We start from the raw sequence: 24,855 nt of genomic DNA on the forward strand, positions 1-24,855 counted from the left end.
GGATCTGACTTTCATGGGTGACATCGCCAGAGAAATCTTGCCCGTCAATATTGAAGACGAGCTTAAGCAGTCGTACCTCGACTATGCGATGAGTGTCATTATCGGCCGCGCGCTACCCGATGTGCGTGACGGTTTGAAACCTGTTCACCGGCGTGTGCTGTTTGCCATGCATGAACTGGGTAATGACTGGAATAAACCGTACAAGAAATCGGCGCGTGTTGTCGGCGATGTCATCGGTAAATATCACCCGCATGGTGATAGCGCGGTTTATGACACTATCGTACGGATGGCGCAGCATTTCTCGATGCGCCACGTTCTGGTCGACGGCCAGGGGAACTTTGGTTCTATCGACGGCGATAATGCTGCCGCCATGCGTTACACCGAGGTGCGCATGTCGCGCCTGGCGCATGAGCTGCTCGCGGATCTTGAAAAGGATACCGTGGATTGGGTCGATAACTACGACGGCACCGAACGCATCCCTGCCGTATTGCCGACTAAAGTGCCCAACCTGCTGATCAATGGCTCGTCGGGTATTGCTGTGGGTATGGCAACCAACATTCCGCCGCACAATATGCGCGAAGTTATCGACGGCTGTTTAGCGCTGATCGATGACTACACGCTGACGGTGGATGATTTGATGCATTACATCCCCGGGCCTGATTTTCCTACCGCCGGCATCATTAATGGCCGTGCGGGCATTTTAGATGCTTACCGCACTGGGCGTGGACGCATCTATGTGCGCGCCAGGCATACCATTGAGCATCATGACAAGACCGGTCGTGACCATATCATCATTACTGAGCTGCCTTATCAGGTGAACAAGGCGCGCCTGATTGAGAAAATTGCTGAGCTGGTCAAAGAGAAGAAAATCGAAGGCATCGCCGAGCTGCGCGACGAATCCGATAAAGACGGCTTGCGTATCGTGATCGAGATTAAGCGTGGCGAGTCGGGTGAGGTAGTCGTTAATAACCTGTTTGCCCAGACGCAGCTGCAAAACGTGTTTGGTATCAACATGGTGGCGCTGGAAAATGGCCAGCCACGCACGTTGAATCTCAAGGAGATGCTTGAGGCCTTCATTCGTCACCGCCGTGAGGTGGTGACGCGGCGGACGCTGTTCGAGCTCAAGAAAGCCCGTGAGCGTGGCCACCTTCTAGAAGGCTTGGCGGTCGCTATCTCGAATATTGATGACATCATTGAGTTGATCAAGGCCTCACCGAGCGCCGCGGAAGCCAAAGAAAAGTTGCTGGCGAAAACATGGCAGCCTGGTCAGGTAACTGCCATGCTCGAAAGAGCGGGCGCGACATCCTGCAAGCCAGAAGAGCTTGATGAGCACTTCGGCCTGAATCCTTCTGCCACCGAATATCGCCTGTCGCCTGCTCAAGCCCAGGCGATTCTTGAGCTTCGCCTGCATCGCCTGACCGGCCTTGAAACGGAAAAGCTGCTTAACGAATACCTGGCGATTCTTGAAAAAATCGCTGAGCTGACCGAAATTCTTGCCTCGGCTGACCGGCTGATGGAAGTAATCCGCGAAGAACTGCACGCGGTACGTGATCAGTTTGGTAATGATCGTCGCACGGAAATTCAGGCAAGCCATCTGGATCTTTCCATTGAAGATCTGATCGCCGAAGAGGATATGGTGGTTACCGTATCGCGCTCTGGCTATGCGAAAACCCAGCCGCTCTCTGATTACCAGGCTCAGCGACGTGGTGGTCGTGGCAAGTCAGCTACGTCCATGAAAGATGAAGATGTGATTGAGCATTTGCTGGTGGCTTCAACCCATGACACCGTGTTGCTGTTCTCCAACCGCGGCAAAGTGTATTGGCTGAAGGTTTATGAGATGCCGGCGGCTAGCCGTGGTTCACGTGGCAAGCCGCTTGTGAATATGTTGCCGCTTGAAGAGGGCGAGTCGGTTAACGCCATCTTGCCGGTGCGCGATTACGATCCCGAGCATTACATCTTCTTTGCCACTGCTAACGGTACGGTGAAGCGTACCAGCCTTGAGCAGTTCTCGCGGCCGCGTAGCGTGGGTCTTATCGCTATCGACCTGGAAGAGGGCGACCGCCTGGTGGGCGCGGCGATTACCTCCGGGTCTGATCATGCCATGCTGCTTTCTTCAAATGGCAAGGCGATCCGCTTTGAAGAGGCCAATGTACGGGCCATGGGCCGAACTGCCCGTGGTGTGCGGGGTATGCGTCTGGCGGACGACTGTGAAGTCATCAGCCTGATCATTCCCAAGAGCCAGCAGATTGATGCTGAAGCCGATGTAGATGTTGAAGGCGTCGAAGAAAATATCGCCGAAAGTACCCAGTCCGAAGGGCAGATTTACATTCTTACCGCTAGCGAAAATGGGTATGGCAAGCGTACGCGCCTGGAAGAGTTCCCGCTGCGTGGGCGGGGTGGTCAGGGTGTTATTGCCATGCAAACCAGCGAGCGTAATGGTTCGCTAGTAGCTGCCATGCAGGTCTACGACAGCGATGAAATGATGCTGATTACCGATCGGGGCACGTTGGTACGTACACGCGTTGAGGAAGTATCAACAACTTCCCGTAATACCCAGGGCGTCATGCTGATCCGTCTGGGTAAAGAAGAAAAACTGGTTAAAACTGTTCGTGTGGACGAGCCTGCCGACAGTGAGTTGGATGCACTGGATGAGCCGGGCGAGGCCGGTAACACAAGCGATAATGCACAGGATACTGGGGCTGATGACGCGTCACTATAACTTTTGTGCAGGGCCTGCGGCCCTGCCCGTTGCGGTGCTCGAAAGGGCCCGCAACGAGCTGGTGGATTATCAGGGGCGTGGCTTATCTGTCATGGAGATGAGCCACAGAAGCGATGAGTTTGTGGCGATTGCCGAGCAGGCTGAAGCGGATTTTCGCAAGCTGCTGGGCGTTCCTGACAACTATCGAGTACTGTTTTTGCAAGGCGGGGCCAGCATGCAGTTTGCCATGCTGCCCATGAACCTGCTTGGCCAGGGTGGTAGTGCCAACTTTATCCAAACGGGTATTTGGGGCAAAAAAGCCTTGAGCGAAGCCAAGCGGCTCGGTTATGCATGCCATGTGGCCGGTAGCAGCGAGCCCAATGGGCATACAGCCGTACCCGGGCAGGATTCGTTAGAGATCAGTAGCGACGCCGCTTATTTGCACTACACCTCGAACGAGACGATTGGCGGTCTGGAGTTTGACTATACGCCGCATAAGGAGCGCTCAGACGGTGTGAGTGTACCCTTGGTGTGCGACATGTCCTCCAATATTCTCTCCAAGCCTATCGATGTTGCCGATTTTGGCATTATTTATGCGGGCGCGCAGAAGAATATTGGACCTGCAGGTTTGACACTGGTGGTAGTGCGCGATGACCTGCTAGGGCATGGCAAGCCGAATATTCCCTCGCTGTTTGATTATCAGCTGCTGGCCGAGGCCGGTTCCATGGTCAACACGCCGCCAACCTATGCCTGGTACCTGGCAGGACTTGTTTTTCAGTGGCTGCGCGATGATATCGGCGGCCTGACGGCGATGGATGCTATCAATCAGCGTAAGGCGGAAATACTTTATCGCGCAATTGATGCAAGCGATTTCTACAGCAATCCTATCGCGATGGCTAACCGTTCGCGCATGAACGTGCCTTTTGTGTTGGCTGATTCGGCGCTTGATAAAGCGTTTTTGCAGGAAGCCGAGCAGGCGGGTCTTCTAAACTTGAAAGGGCACCGAAGTGTTGGCGGCATGCGTGCCAGTTTGTACAACGCCGTGCCCGAAGAGGCGGTAGAAGCCTTGGTAGCTTTCATGGCAGATTTTGAACAACGAAGAGGCTAACTCTCATGTCCGACTCGTCAATCAATCTGGACGAGCTGCGCCAGCGTATCGATCAACTCGATGGTGATATTCTTCGCCTGATTAGTGAACGTGCCGCCTGCGCGCAGAAAGTGGCTCACGTAAAACTTGCCCACGATAAGGATGCGGTATTTTACCGGCCTGAGCGTGAAGCGCAGGTGTTGCGGCGTATCATGTCATTAAATGAGGGGCCGCTGGACTCTGAAGAGATGGCACGGCTTTTCCGTGAAATCATGTCAGCCTGCCTGGCACTTGAGCAGCCGATCAAAGTGGCTTACCTGGGGCCAGAAGGTACCTTTACCCAGCAGGCCGCATTGAAGCACTTTGGTGAAAGCGCCATCAGCCTGCCGATGGCGGCTATTGACGAGGTCTTCCGTGAAGTAGAGGCTGGTGCCGTCAACTATGGTGTGGTGCCGGTTGAGAACTCAACGGAGGGCGTTGTCAATCACACCCTCGACACCTTTATGGACTCGTCTATCCATATCTGCGGTGAAGTCGTTTTGCGCATTCATCACCATTTGCTGATTAGTGATACGACGCGGCGTGACAAGATATCCCGTATCTATTCGCACCCCCAATCTTTTGGGCAGTGCCGCAAATGGTTGGATGCTCATTATCCTCACGCTGAGCGGGTACCCGTATCGTCGAATGCCGAAGCTGCCAAGCTGGTTAAAACTGAGTGGCACAGTGCTGCCATCGCGGGCGATATGGCGGCCAAGCTTTATGGTCTTGAACGTGTAGCTGACAAGATTGAGGACCGGCCGGATAATTCGACCCGATTTTTGATCATCGGGAGTCATCAGGTGCCTATGGCCGGTGAGGATAAGACCTCTATCGTCGTGGCCATGCGCAACCAGCCAGGCGCTCTGCACGATTTATTAGAGCCCTTTCATCGCCACAAGATTGATCTGACTCGTATTGAAACGCGGCCATCGCGTACTGGTGTATGGAACTATGTGTTCTTTATTGATTTTAAAGGGCATGTGGATGAGCCGCGGGTAGCTGCTGTACTTGATGAAGTCAGATTACGGGCATCCGAGCTACGCGTCTTGGGTTCTTACCCGCAAGGCGTGCTGTGAAGGCTATGCATTTATCGGCAGGTAGATCTTTTTCATGTGCTGAGCAGCGGCTGGTAATTATCGGGTTGGGCTTGATCGGTGGCTCGTTAGCGGCAGCGCTGCGCGCATCGGGGTTCAAGGGCGTCATTGCTGCCTGTGATCTTGATCAGGATGAAATCAACCGCGGCATTGAAATGGGCCTGATTGATGAAGGCGGCAAGGACATTGCTACTCAATTGGTAGATGCCTCCATGGTAGTGCTCGCGGTACCCGTGCTGGCCATGGAGCCCGTAATGGCGGCGCTGGCAGAGGCGCTTCCGCGTGCGGCGAGTCATGTCGTCCTAACCGATGTAGGCAGTACTAAAGCCACTATTCGTTCATGCGCGGTACGTGTGTTTGGGGAAGTACCGCCCAATATGGTGCTGGGACATCCAATTGCCGGGTCGGAAAAAAGTGGCGTTGCAGCCGCTAATCCCGAACTTTATGTCCATCATCGCGTTATTTTGACGCCCGAGCCGAATGTCAACCCTGACGCTCTGGCGCGCGTACGCGCATTGTGGCAAGTCTGTGGCGCTGACGTACTCGAAATGGACGTTGAACGCCATGACCAAGTGCTTGCGCGTACCAGCCATTTGCCTCATCTACTGGCCTTTTCGCTAGTGGATACGTTAGCCCGCCAGGACGAGCGTCTTGAGATTTTCCGTTATGCTGCAGGTGGGTTTCGTGATTTTACACGCATCGCAGGCAGTGATCCGGTGATGTGGCGAGATATCTTTATTGCCAATCGCCATGCTGTTTTGGCGTCGCTAGATGACTTTGAGGCAGGGCTTGCCCGGTTACGGCAAGCTGTTGAAAGTGGTGACAGCGATACGCTTATTGCCACCTTTGACCGTGCAAGCCATGCGCGGCATTACTTTGATACGTTATTGAATAAAACCAGCTACCAAGCGGAATACAATATGCAACCACAGGGTAAGGTGACCTATCGAGTACATTCAGGCGGCCAAGCGAAAGGACGCATACGTGTGCCGGGCGATAAATCCATGTCGCACCGCTCTATCATGCTGGGCGCGCTTGCCGAAGGTGTCACTGAGGTAAAGGGCTTCCTGGAAGGTGAAGACAGTCTGGCTACGTTGCAAGCGTTCCGTGAAATGGGTGTTGCCATTGAGGGGCCGCATCAAGGCCGTGTCACTATCCATGGGGTAGGAATGCAGGGTTTGAAGGCGCCGGCAGGGCCGCTCTATGTGGGTAACTCCGGCACCGCCATGCGTCTTTTTGCAGGACTACTGGCCGGGCAGGCATTTGATAGCGAGCTCACTGGTGATGAGTCGCTGACCAAGCGCCCCATGGCGCGAGTGGCAGACCCGCTTCGCCTGATGGGGGCAACGATTGAGACCGCGGAAGGCGGGCGCCCGCCTTTGAAAATCAAGGGTGGCGCCGCGCTTAAGGGCATTTTTTACGATATGCCCATGGCCAGCGCCCAAGTCAAGTCCTGCCTGCTGCTGGCAGGCCTCTACGCGCAGGGCGAGACACGTGTGCGTGAACCGGCGCCGACCCGAGATCATACCGAACGCATGCTCAATGGGTTTGGCTATACGGTTTCGCGTGAAGGTGATACTTGCTGGCTGCAGGGCGGTGGCAAGTTGACGGCTGGCCCTATCGATGTGCCTTCAGATATCTCCTCGGCAACCTTTTTCCTGGTGGCTGCTGCCATCACACCAGGCGCCGATATTATGCTGGAGCACGTGGGTATTAATCCAACCCGCATTGGAGTCATCAATATTCTGACACTGATGGGTGCTGATCTGATACTTGAAAACGAGCGTGAAGTAGGCGGCGAACCGGTTGCTGATATCCGTATCCGTTATGCGCCGCTTAAAGGAATCGATATCCCTGTTGATCAGGTGCCCCTGGCAATTGATGAATTTCCCGCGCTATTTATTGCTGCTGCTAATGCGTCAGGCACAACGCGTCTGCGTGGTGCCGAAGAACTGCGTGTAAAAGAGTCTGATCGCATTCAGGCCATGGCTGATGGGCTTGCCGTACTGGGCGTTGAGCATACTGTGGTTGAAGATGGTGTCGACATTGTGGGTAACGGTAATGCTGATGCGCCTAGCTACGGCGGTGGGCGCGTTGATAGTCTGGGTGATCACCGGATTGCCATGGCGTTTACCATTGCTTCGCTGCGCGCCAGTGACGATATCGTCATTGACGACTGTGCCAACGTAGCTACTTCGTTCCCAAGCTTTGTCGATCTTGCTAATAAAATCGGTATGCACATAAGAGTGGAGAGCAGGCATGACTGACCGCATCCCTGTCTTGACGATTGATGGGCCTGGCGGCGCTGGGAAGGGTACGATTAGCGGCTTACTGGCCGGGCGCTTGGGCTGGCATTTGCTCGACAGTGGTGCTCTTTATCGGTTAACGGCCGCTGCGGCCATCAAGCATGGCGTTGCTTTGAATGACGAGTCTGCTGTGGCCGCACTTGCTGGATCATTGGATGTAGCCTTTCCCGTTGAAGACGGTAAGACACGTACCCTCCTTGAGGGTGAAGAGGTCAGCCGGTTGATTCGGACCGAGCAGATGGGTGAGCAGGCTTCCCAGATAGCTGCGCTGCCTGCAGTACGTACCGCCTTGCTCCAACGCCAGCGTGACTTCCGTCATGCACCCGGGTTGGTTGCTGATGGGCGCGATATGGGCACCGTCGTGTTTACCGATGCCCCGCTGAAGGTGTTTTTGACTGCGAGTGCCGAAGAGCGTGCGCGTCGTCGCCATCTTCAGTTGCAGGAAGCGGGTATGAATGCTAGTCTTTCGAGTCTTTTAAAGGAGATTCAGGCACGCGATGCACGCGACACGCAGCGCAGTGTGGCTCCTCTCAAGCCAGCAAATGATGCTATTACGCTTGATACCACGCGCCTGAGCATACCGGAAGTGGTTGAACGGCTGTCGGAACTGCTTGCCCAGAAAGGGCTTACTTCTGATACCTGATTCTCCCTTGCGGCGCTTTTGATGCGGCGTCACAACGTGGCAGGGCATTTTCTCACATCAGTGAGCCCGGTCAGGTTAAACCAGCGCTAACGCCCTCAAAGGCAGAGTTACATTAGGCCCGCACTTGCTGGTGGTGCGGAGAAGGCATTTATGCCTCAACAACGTAATTACGTAGGAACACCATGAGCGAAAGCTTTGCTGAGCTGTTTGAACAGTCCCTTAACGACATCAACATGGAGCCGGGCGCTATTGTTGCGGCTCAAGTTGTCGATATTGACGGTGACTGGGTTACCGTTAATGCTGGCCTGAAATCTGAAGGTCAAATTCCAGCCTCTCAATTCCGTGACGAGAACGGCGAACTTAACATTGCCATTGGCGATGATGTTCACGTTGCGCTTGAAGCGGTTGAGGATGGTTTCGGTGAAACTCGTCTGTCCCGTGAAAAAGCCAAGCGTGCTGAAGCTTGGAAGATTCTGGAAGCAGCCTTCGAGAAAGACGAAATCATCAAGGGTGTTATCAACGGTAAGGTTAAAGGCGGCTTCACAGTCGAAGTTGACTCTATCCGTGCCTTCTTGCCAGGTTCTTTGGTTGACGTTCGTCCAGTTCGCGATACCGCGCACCTAGAAAACAAAGAGCTGGACTTTAAAGTCATCAAGCTTGATCCGAAGCGCAACAACGTGGTTGTTTCACGTCGTGCGGTTCTGGAAGCAGAGAACAGTGCCGAGCGCGAAGCGCTGCTGGCTACTCTGCAAGAAGGCCAGCAGATCAAAGGTATCGTTAAGAACCTGACAGACTACGGCGCTTTCGTAGACCTGGGCGGTGTTGACGGCCTGCTTCACATCACTGACATGGCGTGGAAGCGCATCAAACACCCCTCTGAAATCGTTGCTGTTGGCGACGAAATCAACGTCAAGGTGCTGAAGTTCGACCGTGAGCGCAATCGCGTATCACTGGGTCTCAAGCAGCTGGGCGAAGATCCGTGGGTCAACATCAAAGAGCGTTACCCGGAAGGCATGAAAGTACACGCAGTCGTCACTAATCTGACTGACTACGGCTGCTTTGCTGAGCTGGAGGAAGGCGTTGAAGGCCTGGTTCACGTTTCTGAAATGGACTGGACCAACAAAAATATCCACCCGTCTAAAGTTGTCCAAGTGGGCGACGATGTCGACGTCATGGTGCTGGATATCGACGAAGAGCGTCGTCGTATTTCTCTGGGTATCAAGCAGTGTACTGCTAACCCGTGGGAAACATTCAACGCTGAGTACAATAAGGGCGATCGCGTATCAGGTACCATCAAGTCAATCACTGACTTCGGTATCTTTATCGGCCTTGAAGGTGGCATTGATGGTCTGGTTCACCTGTCCGATATTTCCTGGACAGAAACCGGTGAAGAAGCCGTTCGTAACTTCAAGAAAGGCGACGAAGCGGAAGCGGTTATCCTCTCTATTGATCCCGAGCGTGAGCGTATCTCACTGGGCATCAAGCAGATGGATTCCGACCCGGTTGCTGAATACCTGTCTGTAAATGACAAGGGTAGTATCGTTACAGGTCGTGTTGTTGAAGTTGACGCAAAAGAAGCTCAAGTCGAACTGGCAACTGACGTTATCGCTATTCTTAAAGCGTCAGAAATCAGTGCTGACCGTGTTGAAGACGCACGTAACGTACTGAACGAAGGCGATAGCGTTGAAGCGCGTATTGTAAGCGTTGACCGTAAGAGCCGTCAGATTAGCCTTTCCATTAAAGCGAAAGAGCAAGACGATACTCGTCAGAATCTGAAGAAACTGCGCGATCAAGAGCCTGAAGCAGCAAGTGGTGGTCCGACCACTATCGGTGACTTGATTAAACAGCAGATGGGCCAAGACTAATTTTTTAGTCGCAGGTTCTATAAAACGCCGCCCTTAGGGGCGGCGTTTTTTTTGCTTTTAAATTAGATGGTCTTATTATGGGAGCGATATAAATCTTATGTTAACCCCGAATTGAAATTTTAAATACTGGTTAAACAGTTAAAAAAATATTAGTAATTAAATGAAAGTTCACTAGACTATTGTCAATGAGTGCTTTTAAAGTAATAATAGCCACGCATCCTGAACTAATGGGTATTGTGCTTGTCAATGCAGTATCTAGTAGGTAAATTTGAAGTATAAGGACTCCTCTATGTCACTTCTAAATGAATATATTCAAAAAGAGCAGCAACTTAAGCAGTTGCAAGAAGATCTGCAGCGACTTGAAGGCGATCAGCGTTTAAAAAGCGAGTTAGAGTTCAAGGCGAAACTTGAAGCCTTGATGAATGAATTCGGAAAGCGTGCTGCAGACGTTATTGCACTGCTGGATCCCGCTAACGATCAGCGCAGCATTAAACCAACTGTTAGCAGTAATGCTAATCGCCGTAAGCGGCGGCTCAAGATTTACAAAAACCCGCATACAGGCGAAGTCATTGAAACCCGCGGTGGAAATCATAAAGGCTTGCGCAGCTGGAAAGACGAACACGGTGATGAAGCTGTTGAGTCATGGTTGGAAAGCATGGAAGATTAAGTAGTGTCCATCGGCATTTCATTTTGAAATGCCGATTTCTTTAATATAATTTAATTTATCCAAATTGCTTGCTCTATTAGACGTCGCAAGCGATATGTTTGAGAATCATTTCAGGTAGTGATAGTTTTCTAGGCTTTGAAAAACCATAGTTTTCATGGACAAGATCAAATAGCTAATGTCGAATTGAAACTACTCGTAAATGTTTCTTCGCAGTAATCGCTGGATTGAAAATTACCATCAATATGTGGCCAGAGAGTGAATTTTTTTAGTAGAGAGGCTTTTACGGCTTACTGCACGGTGGGTGTAGTTTGTTGTAGAGCGCTTTGAGGCTAAATGCAGTTCTTTTGGGTTCGCTTTGGTAGAAGCTCCACTGCTTGCACTGAGCGGCTTTTTTCATAGAAAATAAGGCATATCAGATTTGTATGCTACGCTATGAGTAGATATGCATACTCCAACCTGATAGCTGAGCTACCATTCGCCGTGAAGCGCCTAGAAGCAATATGTCTCTTTCTCACGTAGTAAGGCAGTCTGCGGCACTCTGTGCTTATAACGTTGAGTATTTCGAGCGACTGGTCAGGTTGGCAATATTGAAAGTTGTATTAAAAATACCCTATAGGCGGAATAGGTATTTCTTTTTTATAGTGTTTGGTCTCTTATGTGGTCGCTGAGACAGCATGTTTGTTAGTGGTAATATACCTATGAAAAATTGGTTAGTGCGTTTTACGCGTTTGGATACAGTTTGTGGAAAAAATACCTGATGTTCTCAGGTGCTTCGACCATTTCAAGTAAGGTGTAAATGAAACATCGATGAAATATCACAAAGCTCCAAAACAGTTGGATGAGCGTGAAAAACTGCGTAAGTTTCGTGAACTAGATGATGCGTTTGCACAAGCATTACGCCAGTTGGAAGACCCTAATAGCGATTTTGATATTCCCACAGGGCCGCCTGTACGTTCATTAGCCGCGTTAGAAGAAGAAGATGCCACAGAGCGTTTGCAGGCCAGAGAGCGTTTGTTCGAAACCCAGTTGAAAGAACTGATGCGTGAATATGGCCAATCGGGTCAGGCAGTGCGTGAGCTGATTGCAACGCTATTATCCTATGATCTATGGCCGGAAGATGAGCCGCCCTCTATAACTGTGTCCTAAATCCCTCTATTTGTCTTTGTAACGGTAAATACGCAGGCTGGGTAGGAATGGGTCTTGCTCAAGCTTTTCATCGCGCCTTCTTGCTCGCGTTCGTTCTGTAGGAGGATGTAACGGCGGCAGGTTAACATGCGGAAGTCGCTGCTCGGGTGCAGGAACAAATAGCGGCATGGCAATATTAAGCGCGCGCCGGGTATGGCCACCCTCTAATGGTTCGGTAAAAAACAGATTGGCGCGCATTAACGGGGCTTGCGCCTGTACTTGCGCCAGAGTTTCACTGCTAGGTAGGCCCGCAAGTTTACGTAGCTGGATACGTACATGCGGGGCCTCCGTATTAAGCTGCATCAGTTTGTGTTCTGCTTCTTGGACACTAAGCCGCTTGATGGAGCGGCCACTGCTGTACCAGGCGAGCCGTATACGTGACACAGGAGCCTCGGCAATGGGTATGTGTCGCCAGCACTGCTTTAAATGAAGCCTTGCAAATCCGCTTTGGCGCAATACGTTATCCACATAAGGATGACGTTTGGGAAGGCGTTGCTTGATATCGCCAAGCGCTTTAGGCGATAGATTCTTTATTTTTTGAATTAGCTCACTAATGCGCGTTTTCGCCTGGTTGATAGTGTCAATCGATTCAATCAGCGCTTCATCGGTTGCGATAATTCCTACGTAATTGCGCGTTTCTCGTCCATCTTGCCCTTCTTGATGCCACATATCGAGCAGCGCTTTTCTTAACCAGCCCGTGTCAACAATCGGCTGATGGAAAACCCATGTGGGTGGCACTTGTTGCTCGTAAAGAGTAAGCGCAGCTTCGATAGTATTAATCAGATGATCAAAACGATCATCAAGCTCGTGTAGCAAGCGGTAAGCAGTTACGTCGGTGTCAGACATAATTATCGTTTATCCCTCATTTTATGAGAGTGGCGCATCTTTATCAGCTTGTGCCAGCAGTGTTTCTAGATCAGCTTCATCCATGGCCGATTCGCCAGCAATACGGTGTGACTCTTCTGCCCAAGCGCCAAAATCAATTAATTGGCAGCGCTTACTGCAAAATGGCCGGTACGTACTTTCAGGTCCCCAGATAACCGTATTGCCGCACTGAGGGCAGTTGACTTCGAGTGGTGCATCGTTGGCAGAGCGAGACATAAAAAATTCCTAGGTAAAATAAGAAAGCTCAACATGTTCGATAATAGCTATTCAGGCACTCAACCTGACGCAGCATATAGGCATGATCGCCACTGTTATCAATCACATCGTCGGCTTTAGCCAAACGCTGCTCACGTGAGAGTTGGGCAGCCAGGATAGCGTGTACCTGTTCGGTACTCACATTGTCACGGGCAAGTGTTCGGGATAGCTGAATATGGGTTGGTACATCGACCACTAGAGATCTGTCGACCAGAGCATCCTGTCCTGATTCAAAAAGAAGCGGGGAAACGAGTAAAACATAAGGTGAACACTGCGATAGGTGCGCTAGCTGCTCTATTATCCGCTCTCTAATTTTCGGGTGAGTAACGGATTCAAGCCATAGACGTTTCGCCGGGTCTGCAAAAACAAGTGCACGAAGTGCTGCTCTATCAAGCGTGCCGTCAGTTTTCGTAACGCCATCGCCAAAGTAATCGGTAATAGCCTTTAACGCAGGCTCGCCAGGCTCAACTATCTCACGGGCAACAATATCAGCATCTACCCAGCTGGCCCCTAACGTTTCAAAAGCATGCGCAACGGTTGATTTGCCTGAGCCAATACCACCTGTTAAGCCAATGATCATAGTAGCCCTTCATTACTTGCTTTAGTACGTCATTTTACGCGCTTTTAATTCAAAAGTCGGTCCTTTTCCTGCTTTATAAAGGTTAAGTAAATGCGTTTAATTAGTACGCTTCAGTCACATATCACACGAGTGAAAGGTAGAAAGCCACAAGCTCATTGCCGATGAGCAGGCATACCCAGCCCGCGATTGATAGAAATGGCCCAAAAGGGAGGGGGGCTCCACGCAAGCGAGGCAACAACACCTGCGCAAGAATGCCGATTATGGCACCCAGGCCCGCTGATATTAGTAAAAGCAAGGGCAGAAAGCTCCAGCCAAGCCAGGCACCCAAGGCGGCTAGAAGCTTGAAGTCTCCATAGCCCATTCCTTCTTTACCTGTCAGTAATTTAAACAGCCAAAAAACGCTCCAAAGCAGTAGGTAGCCGCCCATCGCGCCGATAACGGCACTTGAAAGCATGTAGGGTTGAAATAATAGCTGGTAGAGAAGGCCAGCCCATAATAAGGGAAGGGTGAGAATGTCAGGCAAAAGATAGGTTCGAAAATCGATAACAGCCAAAGCGAGAAGCGTTAAACAGGCCGCATAGATAAAGAGGCTGGCTGGACTGATGCCATGGAGAAATGTAATGGCTAAAGCAAGTATGCCACCGCTTAGTTCAATAAGCGGGTATTGCAGACTTATGATGCCTTTGCAGACAGCGCAGCGGCCACAGCGTTTAAACCACCCGATAAGGGGTAGGTTGTCATGCCAGGCAATGGAGCTTTCACAACGAGGGCATAGCGAACTCGGCACCGCCAGATTGAATCGAGGCGTTGACTCAACAGGAAGTTCCAATGCGGTACGCGCTTCCAGGCGCCATTGATTCATCAGTATTACCGGCAGACGGGTAATGACAACGTTTAAAAAACTGCCGAGACAACTACCGAAAATAAAGACGATGATAAGCATGTCCCATGGTGGCAACTTCATAACACTCCTTGATACACCTAGATAACGGTGCCTAGATCAAAAATTGGAAGATACATGGAGACAACGATGCCACCCACTAGGATACCTAATATGATGATGATCAGAGGCTCCATCAAAGAGGTGAGTGCGTCAACGGCATTATCAACTTCTTCCTCATAGTACTCAGCAATGCGGTGTAACATGGGGACAAGGGCGCCTGCCTCTTCACCAATGCTTATCATTTGCACGGTCAAGGCGGGAAAGCAGTTGGTCATCCGCATTGAGAAGTGGAGCTGCTGACCTGTCGCCACGTCTTGCCGAGCTTGGCGTACCGCCTGCTCATAAACTTTATTACCGGTTGACCCGGCTGCTGTGTCTAGGCCGTCCACTAATGGAACACCTGATGCAGATGTTGTGGCCAGCGTACGGGCAAAGCGTGCAACCGCCGCTTTATTAACAATACTGCCAATAACCGGAAGCCGTAACAGGGCTTGATCCTGTCGGTAAGCAAATGCGGATGAGCCCCGTGCTAGCCGTTTAAATACCAACACCGTCATCATTAAAATGCCTAGCAGAGGCAGCCATAGCTGTTGCGCCAATGCCGATAGATTAACGGTTAGCTGCGTAAGGGCAGGCAGTTCCGCACCAAAACTTTGAAACATTCCTTCAAATTGAGGTACCACTTTAACCAGTAAAAGCAGCGTGATTCCCCACCCTGTGATCAATACGGTAGCAGGGTACCAAAGCGCCTTTTTTACGCGCGCCTTGAGTGATTCTACTTTTTCTTTATAAATAGCGTTGCGATCTAGCATGGCTGAAAGGGTTCCCGCTTGCTCACCAGCCTCTACTAAGTGAATAAATAGCTGATCAAAATGTTGAGGATGATTCCCCAGTGCATCAGTAAAACTCGTACCTGATGCCACCTCGTCGGCTAGCCGCTTGATAAGGGCTACCATGGAGGGCTTATTAAAGCTTTCTGCTACAACGTTAAGCGCTTGTAAAAGAGGAATTCCTGCTTTGACCATGGTGGCCATTTGACGAGAGAAGATCATGATATCAGCTGGTTTTATGCCGCCCGAAGAGTATGTGCCGCCTTTTCTATGAATACGGCGTACATGAATATTTTGTTTGCTTAGCTCAACAATAATATCTGACTTGCTATGGCCAATGCTTTCACCGGTTATTGATCGTGCTTGAGGTCCTATGCCTATCCACTTCCAGCGGTACAAATGACGTGGGCGAACCTTGGACTTATTCGTCTGCCGAGCCATGGGTTACTCCTTAATGACCCGATTAATTTCCTCCAGGCTGGTCGCGCCTTGCAACACGTAATGCAAACCGCTTCGTCGAAGGCTGTGGTGGTCCTCATTTCTCGCTTGCTGTTCGATCTCGATAGCTGATTCGTTATGCATAATACGCTGTCGCATCGCCTCAGAAATGGGCACAACTTCATAGATGCCGACACGACCTTGATAGCCATGTGTGCACTTTCTACAGCCAACGGGACGATACAAAGTGGCCTGCTCAATTTCATGCTCTGAGAAGCCTTCGTTGAGCAATGCTTCAAAAGGGATGTCAGCTGTTGTCTTACAGTAATTGCATAATTTACGGGCAAGGCGCTGTGCGATAATCAGACTTACTGAGCTTGCAATATTAAAAGGGGATACGCCTATGTTGGAAAGGCGAGTCAAAGTTTGAGCCGCTGAGTTGGTATGTACGGTAGACAGTACAAGATGGCCGGTCTGGGCGGCTTTTACCGCAATTTCTGCCGTTTCTAAATCCCGTATTTCACCCACCATGATGACATCCGGATCCTGGCGCAGAAAGGCGCGCAGGGCATTGGCAAAATCCAGTCCAATTTTAGGCAGTACATTTACCTGGTTAATACCCGAAACCTTGATCTCAACAGGATCCTCTGCAGTACAGATATTTCGCTCTACCTTATTGAGTAATGTAATGCCCGTATACAGTGAAACAGTTTTGCCGCTACCGGTTGGTCCTGTTACCAGGATCATACCTTGTGGCTGTTTAAGGGCTTGTTCGTAGAGTGCTTGCTGAGTATTTGTGAGGCCTAGCTGATCAATACTTAACTGAATGGCGGCAGGATCAAGTAGGCGAAGCACTATTTTTTCACCATAAACCGTAGGGAGTGAGTTTATGCGTATATCCAGCGAACGATCGTGGGACAGTTTAAGCTTGATGGCACCATCCTGAGGGACGCGACGCTCAGATATATCCAGCCGCGCCATTATTTTTAATCGTGCGGCAATCTGATTGCGCATCGATAGAGGAGGCTGCGCAATTTCAATAAGAACGCCATCAATTCGAAAGCGAATCCTATATTGATGCTCATAGGGCTCGAAGTGGATGTCTGAAGCGCTGCGATCAATAGCATCCATTAAAACTTTATTTACAAACTCAACAACAGGGCCGTCCTCGACATTTTGCATGTTCTCCTCAAGCGGCAAATCGTCACTATCAATGGCTGTAGCGCTAACGGTTATATCTTGAATATGATCGAGAGAAGCATATTTGCCATGAGCAAGGTAACTGTTTAGCGTTGTGGTGAGTTGATCCATTGGGGCCAGTACGCCTTCAATCCGCGTGGCATCGACCGCAAACTTTAACTCTTGAAACTGAGCCAATAGGGATGGGCAGGTAATAGCGACCGTTAGGTGCTGGCCGTTATATGACAATGGCAGTACATTTAATGACTTGAGAAGCCTAGCTGGAAACTGGGAAGCGGGAGGCAATGCGTCCAGTGCAATGGCTTCCAGGTCAATCAGAGGCAAACCATATTCTTTCGCGGCAGCAGAAGCCGCCGATATAGTGCTTACCCATTGATGTTCAACCACGTAATGCAATAGCGATATATTTAAATTTTTAGCCGCGGCCTGTGCGTCACTTACCTGTTCCGGGGTTAACAGATCTAGCTTAACAAAACGAGTAGCCAGCCCTTGGGTGTTCATTGCCCGGTTCGCTTTCTTGAATTAAAGGCGGTGTTATAAGATGCTAATTTTAATTTATTCATAGTTATATTATTCATTTTTGGATGATGCCCTTATGTTTTATAAAGACAAATATGCATCAGATTCTAAATAAAGTAGTTGATTAAGTAAAATTAAATATGTATTAGTAAGAGAAGCACCTACAGCGTCTAAAAACTGAACCAGTGTTGCTGAGTTTGCCATTTCTTTGAAATGAAGAGAATGATTATGAGATACAGTATGAAAAGCATTAAAATCAATAACCTACAAGAGGGTTTTACACTCATTGAGTTAATGGTAGTGATTGCTATAATCGGTGTCTTGATGGCAGTGGCTGTGCCCCAGTATGGAAACTATCTGGATAAGGCCTCTGTAAGAGCTTGCGAGGGGGAGTTAGCCTCCTATCGAAGCATGGTATTAACGAGCAACTCATTAACACAGTCATCAGCTATCTCTGTTCCTAAGGGTTTTAATTTCCAGGCATGTGAACTTGATGATGGAGATCGCCAGTTAGAGCTAGCCCAGGCGTTTTATGACAGTGGCGATGTTGACGCTATCAGTACGAAACGCACTAACGCTGGTAGTATCAAGATTGTGGCGGGCAGCATAATGCCAGCGGACTCTTTATGATGCATTGCGGTAGCCAGTCGTATTGCCTGATAACCATTTTATTTCCACACTCCCTCCGTATTTGCTCGCTAGACTGAAAGCTTAGTATCAGAGAGGGGAGTAGACAGTGAAACAGATAAATACGTTGGTTCTGGTCGGGATCTTGGGAGCGGTCCTAGCGATCAATACCGCTTCTGCCCAGCCAGCACATGCGCCTGCTCATGGAGCACGGGGGCATCATGGTCATGATAAGCATCATCATGGAGGCTCGCGCTATTCACGAGATGAGCGTGACCAACAACAAGTAGATCTACCGCGGTTGAATGAGCGAGAACTCCTGCAAATCCTGCGCCAATATAATGCGCCAGCCGCCGAGCCATTGCCACCCGGTATTCAGAGGCAAATCGAACGCGGTAAACCTTTGCCCCCAGGAATTGCAAAACGCTTTGATGACTCATTGACTTCTCAACTGCCTCGCTACCCTGGTTATGAGTGGGAGCGTGTCGGTGCCGATGTCGTACTGGTTGAAGCAGCAACACGCGTAGTTGTCGATATCCTTGTAAATGCTCTGCGACGTTAGGTTGCTGACAAATTCTGGCTGGGCGGCTGCTCGTGACTTAAAAAGTCATAATATGGGATTATGCTTGCTGGTTTAAGCGCAGTATGAGAAGGAAATTAGCATGCCTACATTGCAAGAGCGTCTGTCCCTGGCTATCTTCATCGCAGAAGAGGCAGGTGAGTTGATTCGTCAGGCACGTGCGGATCAGTCATTCTCTCAGCGGTTGAAAGTAGATGATGAGCTGGTGACTGATGTGGACGTGGCCGTCGATGAATTAATACGTCAACGGTTAAATTCCCATTTCCCCGGCGAGGCGCACTTGAGCGAAGAGCTTTCGCCTGAACTAGCTCTGAATCCTGATACATCTCATCTATGGGTGGTAGATCCTATCGATGGAACGGTTAACTTTGCACAAGGCTTACGGCACGTTGCTGTATCCATCGGTTGGATGGAAGGCGGTATTGCCAAGGTAGGCGTGGTGCATGCGCCTTTTTTGCAAGAAACATTTAGTGCGGCCGAAGGGTTGGGGGCTTATTGCAATCAAGAGAGGATCGCTGCCAGTAATGTCGCCATACTAGGTGAAACTCTGGTAGGTACAGGTTTCCCCTATCAAAAGGAAGCACGCCAGCAACTAATGCTCCGTTTAGGAGCAGTCTTGGCCAAGTGTCGAGACGTACGACGCAACGGTGCTGCAGCGCTTGATCTTTGTGATGTAGCATGCGGTCGACTCGGTGCTTATTACGAAACTGTTTCCCCTTGGGATTTTGTGGCCGGCTGGGTAATTGCACGTGAGGCTGGAGCTAAAGTGGGGCACTTGACGGCCGTGCCCGAAGGCGTGCCAGCCGATCTTTATCCTAAAGAATTACTGGTTACGGCTCCAGGCGTTTATGAAGCGATGAGAAAGCTATTATTGAATGCCCACTAGGGCTAGAAGCCTGCTATTGCTAGAGGATAGGCGTATTATGGCAAATACTTGAAAAGAAAGCGCAAAAAGGGCTTTTCATTTGATCAATAAAACGCTAGTATACGCACCGTCTTGAGGCAAAAGCCCTACAAGATATCGGAGTGTGGCGCAGCTTGGTAGCGCGTTGCAATGGGGTTGCAAAGGTCGCAGGTTCGAATCCTGTCACTCCGACCAAAAAAGACATATAAAACGGTCACTTAGCTAATTGCTACAGTGGCCGTTTTTGTTTTGTTAGATTTTAGGTAGCAAATAGGTAGCACGCGTCGGAAACAAGAAGGCGCAGCTGGCAACAATGATTCATCTTTCTCACCACACCGTATCTCTCACCAGAACCAAAAAACCACTCCATATAAAATAAGGAAACTTCGGTTCAGATGGTTCTGCTATGCGTTACCTCCATCCATCTTGATGGATTAAAGGTAGTCACCCGAAATTCAGGCAACGCAGTTAGCCAACTTTTTTGAGATAAATAAAATATGACGCTATCCATTTGGTGCTTTGTTGATATTTTAACCTGTGAAGAGGCTTAGCTTATTTATAACGGGGCTGATCCAGAGGATTTCGAAATGCGACGTAACCACCCAGACGACTTTCAGAAGCAAGGAATGCAGCATTAGCAGATGGTTATTGCTGGTCAAAAGGTGACATATAGTTGACACGTGTCCGAAATCGTTAGCGGAGGTCTTTTCTATCGAGTTCTGAAATGCCCCTGAAACAGTACGAAAAGTACAGCTGTTCAATTTCGAAAAAGGGTAGATTACACCAAACAAGCTGAGAGTTCGATTGGGCAACATGACAAGGGTAAATTACTAGGAGCTCCCGTCATGACCAAAAAGAAAAGTGAAGACATATTGGATAACGCATTTCGCCTTTACCATCAAGGCTACAGTCCGGAGCTGATTGAGTTGCCTGAAAGCGCCGTCTTTCCCTCCTTGATTCCTGCGGCCCCTTCGACTGCACGTAAAAGTAGGGTGACTGGATTGCTGTTAGGAGAGCCCGGTCCACGGTTCGTGCGTCGTGGACGTAATGTCAGGTACCGACTCTCTGATGTTTTAGCTTGGCTGTCTAAAGTAGATCCGCAGCGCTCAACAGCAGAAGCTTTCATGGCGAAACAAAGCCTGGAAGCTTCGCTTAATCTCAGTAGTGAATAAGGGATTAATCGTTTCTTTATGATTTGACTTGACTAGTTTTACTTCATGTCGAAAATTCGAATTATTTTCGACATGAAGGCTTCAGGTAAGCTACTCATGAAAGTATGGTGAAAACCTTTTGATGCTTCTGAGGCTTTCCACCCTGTCTTCTTCTCCGTACCTTTTCTAACAAGACCAGCCCTGCTTTTTTCGTTGCTTTTTATGAGCTAGCTGGTGAGAGCGCTTGGCAGAGCGTGCCTATAGTTCAGCATGTCGCTTACGGCGTGGCTTCGTAGATGAAAAGTGGATTGGCCCTTTACTGGCCATAAGTGAGCTTGGTGGATTGAGCGTATCACTGCTGGATTTAATGATTTTCTATCTTAAATCACGCAGATCCAGTGTATGAATAGCTTTCGATTATTTTTTAAATTACACGTAAATATATGATTTTATTTTATTAAAATATTTTTTAGTCATTTTAAGCGTTATCTCTAACGCTGGCGGACGATGGATGTTAAGTGTTTTAGATACGAATTGGCTTAGTTATAGCTATCAAAATGGTTATAACTTATTGATTTAAAATAAAATATACGGTTTCTATTTTGATTCACGCTTGAGAAAGGTCTATCTGTTTCGAGCTGTGGTCGAACCTATCGCTTCAGTGCCCGCAGCTATAAATCATTTGATATGGCAAATATGCCAAATTGCTTTACCACGCATTCCGCCAAAACTGCAGCGACGCTTCGGAGACTACGCCGTGCTGAGTGCCAATATCTATTACGGCCTGCTGAAAAGCCCGAGCAAGCTCTGGCGCATGGCACAACGCTAACGAACGGATCATACGCGTAATGCGTAGATGATTATGGCCACCTGCTTTCAACCAGATATGCGTTTGGATCGAGAGGTCGGGCTGTGCTGTGATGGTGTGGTCTTCGCGTGGACTGCCCTGTGTTCTCAGGACACTTCTAGCCTATTCTTCAATTTCGTTTTGTAGATGCCTTCAGCGTACTCGCCATTTTTTGTTTTATTACGACTTGTGATAAAAACTTGAAAAAGGGCTTTAAAAGTACGCTCAGTGTACTTTTCAATGCTTTGTAGGTACACACAGCGTACTCGCCATTTCTTTTTTCCTTACGGCTTGTGAAAAAAAGCTTAAAAAGGTCGTTAAAAGTACACTGAGAGTACTTTTAAGCATTGTGACAAATAAATGATTTTTCAGCCCTCACTCCAGTGCTTGGTCTAATTACAGAAAACAATGATTTAGACCTGATGCTGATATGGATATCACTGGTTAAGCTAGGCCGGTCAATTTGCTAGCTGGGCAATAGAAAAAATCAGCTTTTAAAACTGGTCATGCCAGTACGAACGCAAATACTCACAAACGAGACCATGTCTCACTTTCTAAAGCTGGCACTGACCAGCGATTGATTAAAATTAACTTTGTTACTCCCCTTCCAGCCAACACACACTCCCCGATCCTGCGATCGTAACCAAGTGGCTGTGTGTTAGGCACTGTCCGTTAAAAAATCATGTTCTAAAAGTAACGGATTGAATAAATACCATGAAGGCCACGTCATTCGGGACTTTCAATAATCGCTTGGCGCGTGAAAACGCGTGATAAGCCTCTTTTAAACGCCCAATAAATGTTAATCCGCGGAGTAGGTTGCTCATCCCAGTACGGGGATGCAGCGCAGCCCGGCCAGCACCTACTAGGAGAAAGAAAAATGGCAATCATAAATAAAAGGTCAGCGACACCTTCACCAAACGTCGCTCGCTCACGTTTGCCTCTTACGTTACGAGTGCAACTAGAACTTACCGTGCAGTTTTTTGGCTATGAGCGAAAACGGGGGTGCCATTCAGATCGGCTATAAACTGTACGGAGGCATCCCCATTATATTTTTACATTTGAGAGTAACAATATGTGTCGCAACGTCGGGGTGGGGACCAGGAATATGGCATCAGCAGGGCGAATCCTGCTAAACGGAGAAGTGTTACGAAAAAATCTGTCTTACCTGTCAGTCGACTCAGTTGACAAAGCATGGTCTAAATTTGCGGACTATGCCCGAAATTTAGGGGTACGCAGACTCGAACATGTGACGTTCGAACTCCTAGTTCAATACGGTAAGGAACTGGCCAAACAAGTAGAAGAGAAAATATATACCGCAGGCTATGCTCAGCGTTTGATCAGCGCCGTCAACACCGTGATGCGACTGGCGAAACCAGAGTGGCGGAGTGTCAAAGCTGTGAGTGATTGCGGCGTTGCCCGACGAGTCGCTGTACGAAAGCATGCACCTACTGGAATAGACGCTACGGAGATCCAGCAGGTAGTTCAGAACCTAACGACTTCCAGCCTGGTCGTTGCAGCTGCAGTGGTGATGCTTTGTTGGAGTTTTGGTTTGCGCTTAAAAGAAGCGGCGCTTCTGAACGCTAATAAAGCATTAGTTCAGGCACTTAAAAAGGGCTTTATCGCGGTCACACTTGGTACAAAGGGTGGGCGTAAACGTGTTATCAAACTTTATCATTCTCATCAGTTCGATGCGTTAGAAGCTGCATCGAAGGTACAAAGCCAGGGCAGCTCAGTAATTCCCGCGGAAATCGATTGGCGATCTTTCCGACAGTCTGAGCTGTACAGAGCACGTAAAACACTAAAAAGCGGTGGCATTATCAAGTTTCACGATCTACGCGCAGCCTACGCTTGTCGTCGCTACCAAGAGCTAACAGGTTATCCAGCGCCGGTTATCTGCGGAAAAATTGTTAATAAGGAACAGGATCGCTTTCAAGAGAAGTGATCTCGCGGGAACTTGGACATAATCGTATCAGTGTTGTGTCAAGTTATATTGGGGGCTTTTATGAAACCGTTATTACTTGAAATACATAGGATTACCAATGGCTATGCAAGAAAGGGTGGTAAAGATAACCGCGCACAACAGCAAAGGCGGATGTTAGCTTTCGGTGAGTTTTGTATTGCGCAAGGGGCTCATTCGCTGGGGCAGGTGGGAGGTAAACATGTGATCCGATACTATCGTAGTGAGCCTATGGCAGAACTCAGTGATCGCACCCGAGAAGCGCACTACTACGCGCTTAAGCAGCTCTGGAAACTTGCTGAGAAACAGGGCTGTCCTCCGAAACCATTCACTGCTGAGCGTCGCCAGTTGCCGAAACAAAACAGATGAATCACGTGTGTTTACAATCAAATGGTTGCATCTGATGTTCAGTCAGGTCATGTAAGGGTATTTATGTAATATACATAATTAACCATGTGCGATATTTTAAATTGTATATACACTTTGATACAGCTGCCCTGGGTCTACATGACCGCGTTCTTACGAGGAAAACAGGAATCGTTTTCAAAACGTCTTAAGCTAGAAATGCCAAAATAGCTCCTAGTTCTCTAGCGTAATATGATAACAGTAGTTTTTAGGTCGGGATTCGCACTAGATCATCAAAGGATTAACTGACGGTATGCTCAAAAGTGAAATCATATTCACTATTCGGAGAGTGCACTGTGACAACTTCCATTAAACTAGTGGATATTATCCAAAGTCTGGGCATCATCGTCACTCTGCTGGTTGCAATCTGGCAGATGTCCGTGCAAACACGCCATGTTCGTGCAGCCAATGACTTGGCGCTTCTCTCAAAGTTTGATGAAATTAATAAACTGTGGATCGCACACCCTGGTATTTGGAAAGAATTAGAGACATCTTATGATACTGAGTTACAAGGAACTTCTCAGGAAGTTCTTTCGACTATTTTGTTTATGGTTTTTAATATATTCGAACTCGCGTTTCGACACCATAAAAAATACAAATTAGTGGAAAACGATGCCTGGGCTGACTGGTGTAATCTTATTCAAGCCTACCGTGAAAAAACTTACTTATATGGATGGTGGGAGAATAATGCTCGCGAATACAGTGAAGACTTTCAGTCTTTTGTTAACGGTTTGCCTGTGCCGAAAAATGAAAAATAATATCCCAATAATATGATTAATTTAATGTATTATTTTTCATGAATTTTCTGCAACAAAAGTCAAAGAGAGTAGTGCATACTTAAGGGTTGAGTAAGCTAATATGTGGTTCGTGTAACTGCTATACTGCCACTTACTAAGTTTAATTATAACGAGGCTGTTTAAGATTCGGCAAGCAGTCTTAGCCGTACTGTACTCCAAGGCAGTCCTCCACTCAGTGTTTGATGAGGTTTTGGAATCCAATTGGTAGCCTTCTAAAGGCTACCAAAAGCAGTTGTTAAAACAAGCTTTGCCAACTAGCGTGGTAAGACTGATTCATCTAGATACTTGTTTCGATGTTACCTGGAACTGACCTGCGTCTGAGCATCTTTTACTAATATTTCCTTGGTAGG

General features: G+C 48.8%; 21 protein-coding genes and 1 tRNA gene. 16 read left to right on the forward strand and 6 right to left on the reverse strand.

Annotated features, from left to right (window positions below):
- The first annotated feature begins 13 nt into the window (after positions 1 to 13).
- The 8 genes from gyrA to ELY38_RS10085 all read left to right on the forward strand — a co-directional run bounded on the left by gyrA (position 14) and on the right by ELY38_RS10085 (position 11,548).
- Entirely contained in the window at positions 14 to 2,719 is a 2,706-nt protein-coding gene (gene gyrA / locus ELY38_RS10050; protein WP_127061871.1) for a DNA gyrase subunit A, read from the forward strand.
- A complete protein-coding gene (serC, locus tag ELY38_RS10055; protein ID WP_127061873.1) occupies positions 2,703 to 3,806 on the forward strand; it encodes a 3-phosphoserine/phosphohydroxythreonine transaminase in 1,104 nt (367 codons plus the stop codon). The genes gyrA and serC overlap by 17 nt, the downstream gene beginning before the upstream one ends.
- A 5-nt stretch (positions 3,807 to 3,811) precedes the next feature.
- Positions 3,812 to 4,903, forward strand: a complete 1,092-nt coding sequence (pheA, locus tag ELY38_RS10060; RefSeq protein WP_127061875.1) for a prephenate dehydratase — start codon at positions 3,812 to 3,814, stop codon at positions 4,901 to 4,903.
- A 5-nt stretch (positions 4,904 to 4,908) separates the two neighbouring features.
- Positions 4,909 to 7,188, forward strand: coding sequence for a bifunctional prephenate dehydrogenase/3-phosphoshikimate 1-carboxyvinyltransferase (locus ELY38_RS10065; protein ID WP_127061974.1), 2,280 nt, complete (start codon positions 4,909 to 4,911; stop codon positions 7,186 to 7,188).
- The gene (gene cmk, locus ELY38_RS10070; RefSeq protein ID WP_127061877.1) at positions 7,181 to 7,870 is read left to right on the forward strand and encodes a (d)CMP kinase; all 690 of its coding nucleotides are present in this window, start codon (positions 7,181 to 7,183) and stop codon (positions 7,868 to 7,870) included. Before ELY38_RS10065 ends, cmk begins: the two co-directional genes overlap by 8 nt.
- Before the next feature lie 182 nt (positions 7,871 to 8,052).
- Entirely contained in the window at positions 8,053 to 9,735 is a 1,683-nt protein-coding gene (gene rpsA, locus ELY38_RS10075; protein WP_127061879.1) for a 30S ribosomal protein S1, read from the forward strand.
- 289 nt (positions 9,736 to 10,024) lie between these two features.
- A complete protein-coding gene (locus tag ELY38_RS10080) occupies positions 10,025 to 10,402 on the forward strand; it encodes a histone-like nucleoid-structuring protein, MvaT/MvaU family (protein ID WP_127061881.1) in 378 nt (125 codons plus the stop codon).
- Positions 10,403 to 11,209: 807 nt separating this feature from the next.
- Positions 11,210 to 11,548, forward strand: a complete 339-nt coding sequence (locus tag ELY38_RS10085; protein WP_127061883.1) for a hypothetical protein — start codon at positions 11,210 to 11,212, stop codon at positions 11,546 to 11,548.
- A gap of 6 nt (positions 11,549 to 11,554) precedes the next feature.
- On the opposite strand, the gene ELY38_RS10090 is transcribed toward ELY38_RS10085, so the two are convergent.
- The 6 genes from ELY38_RS10090 to pilB all read right to left on the reverse strand — a co-directional run bounded on the left by ELY38_RS10090 (position 11,555) and on the right by pilB (position 17,219).
- A complete protein-coding gene (locus tag ELY38_RS10090) occupies positions 11,555 to 12,433 on the reverse strand; it encodes a DNA replication terminus site-binding protein (RefSeq protein WP_127061885.1) in 879 nt (292 codons plus the stop codon).
- 21 nt (positions 12,434 to 12,454) lie between these two features.
- On the reverse strand, positions 12,455 to 12,688 hold the full coding sequence (gene yacG, locus ELY38_RS10095; protein WP_127061887.1) for a DNA gyrase inhibitor YacG: 234 nt from the start codon (positions 12,686 to 12,688) through the stop codon (positions 12,455 to 12,457).
- Positions 12,689 to 12,716: 28 nt separating this feature from the next.
- Complete coding sequence (gene coaE / locus ELY38_RS10100; RefSeq protein WP_127061889.1) at positions 12,717 to 13,307, reverse strand: dephospho-CoA kinase; 591 nt, start codon at positions 13,305 to 13,307, stop codon at positions 12,717 to 12,719.
- Positions 13,308 to 13,428: 121 nt separating this feature from the next.
- Positions 13,429 to 14,271 (reverse strand): prepilin peptidase, encoded by an 843-nt coding sequence (locus ELY38_RS10105; RefSeq protein ID WP_127061890.1) that lies wholly within the window; start codon positions 14,269 to 14,271, stop codon positions 13,429 to 13,431.
- A gap of 17 nt (positions 14,272 to 14,288) precedes the next feature.
- Positions 14,289 to 15,521, reverse strand: coding sequence for a type II secretion system F family protein (locus ELY38_RS10110; RefSeq protein ID WP_127061892.1), 1,233 nt, complete (start codon positions 15,519 to 15,521; stop codon positions 14,289 to 14,291).
- A 3-nt stretch (positions 15,522 to 15,524) separates the two neighbouring features.
- Positions 15,525 to 17,219, reverse strand: a complete 1,695-nt coding sequence (pilB, locus tag ELY38_RS10115) for a type IV-A pilus assembly ATPase PilB (protein ID WP_127061894.1) — start codon at positions 17,217 to 17,219, stop codon at positions 15,525 to 15,527.
- 258 nt (positions 17,220 to 17,477) lie between these two features.
- On the opposite strand from pilB, the gene ELY38_RS19535 reads away from it, so the two are divergent.
- The 8 genes from ELY38_RS19535 (at position 17,478) to ELY38_RS10160 (ending at position 24,466) form a co-directional block, all read left to right on the forward strand.
- Positions 17,478 to 17,867 carry a pilin gene (locus ELY38_RS19535; RefSeq protein ID WP_222845142.1) on the forward strand — a complete coding sequence of 130 codons (390 nt, stop codon included), beginning with the start codon at positions 17,478 to 17,480 and terminating at the stop codon, positions 17,865 to 17,867.
- A gap of 106 nt (positions 17,868 to 17,973) precedes the next feature.
- Positions 17,974 to 18,426, forward strand: a complete 453-nt coding sequence (locus tag ELY38_RS10125) for an anti-virulence regulator CigR family protein (protein WP_127061896.1) — start codon at positions 17,974 to 17,976, stop codon at positions 18,424 to 18,426.
- Between the two features lie 100 nt (positions 18,427 to 18,526).
- Positions 18,527 to 19,330: an inositol monophosphatase family protein gene (locus ELY38_RS10130; RefSeq protein WP_422822326.1), complete on the forward strand. Its 804-nt coding sequence runs from the start codon at positions 18,527 to 18,529 to the stop codon at positions 19,328 to 19,330.
- Between the two features lie 136 nt (positions 19,331 to 19,466).
- Positions 19,467 to 19,543, forward strand: a tRNA-Pro gene (locus ELY38_RS10135).
- A gap of 650 nt (positions 19,544 to 20,193) precedes the next feature.
- A complete protein-coding gene (locus ELY38_RS10140; RefSeq protein ID WP_127061900.1) occupies positions 20,194 to 20,520 on the forward strand; it encodes a hypothetical protein in 327 nt (108 codons plus the stop codon).
- A gap of 1,931 nt (positions 20,521 to 22,451) precedes the next feature.
- A complete protein-coding gene (locus ELY38_RS10150) occupies positions 22,452 to 23,288 on the forward strand; it encodes an integrase domain-containing protein (protein ID WP_185858959.1) in 837 nt (278 codons plus the stop codon).
- A 60-nt stretch (positions 23,289 to 23,348) separates the two neighbouring features.
- Entirely contained in the window at positions 23,349 to 23,672 is a 324-nt protein-coding gene (locus ELY38_RS10155; protein WP_127061904.1) for a hypothetical protein, read from the forward strand.
- Positions 23,673 to 24,004: 332 nt separating this feature from the next.
- A complete protein-coding gene (locus ELY38_RS10160; protein ID WP_127061906.1) occupies positions 24,005 to 24,466 on the forward strand; it encodes a hypothetical protein in 462 nt (153 codons plus the stop codon).
- Positions 24,467 to 24,855 lie beyond the last annotated feature (389 nt).

This window comes from Vreelandella nanhaiensis, assembly GCF_003990185.1.
GTDB classification, from domain to species: domain Bacteria; phylum Pseudomonadota; class Gammaproteobacteria; order Pseudomonadales; family Halomonadaceae; genus Vreelandella; species Vreelandella nanhaiensis.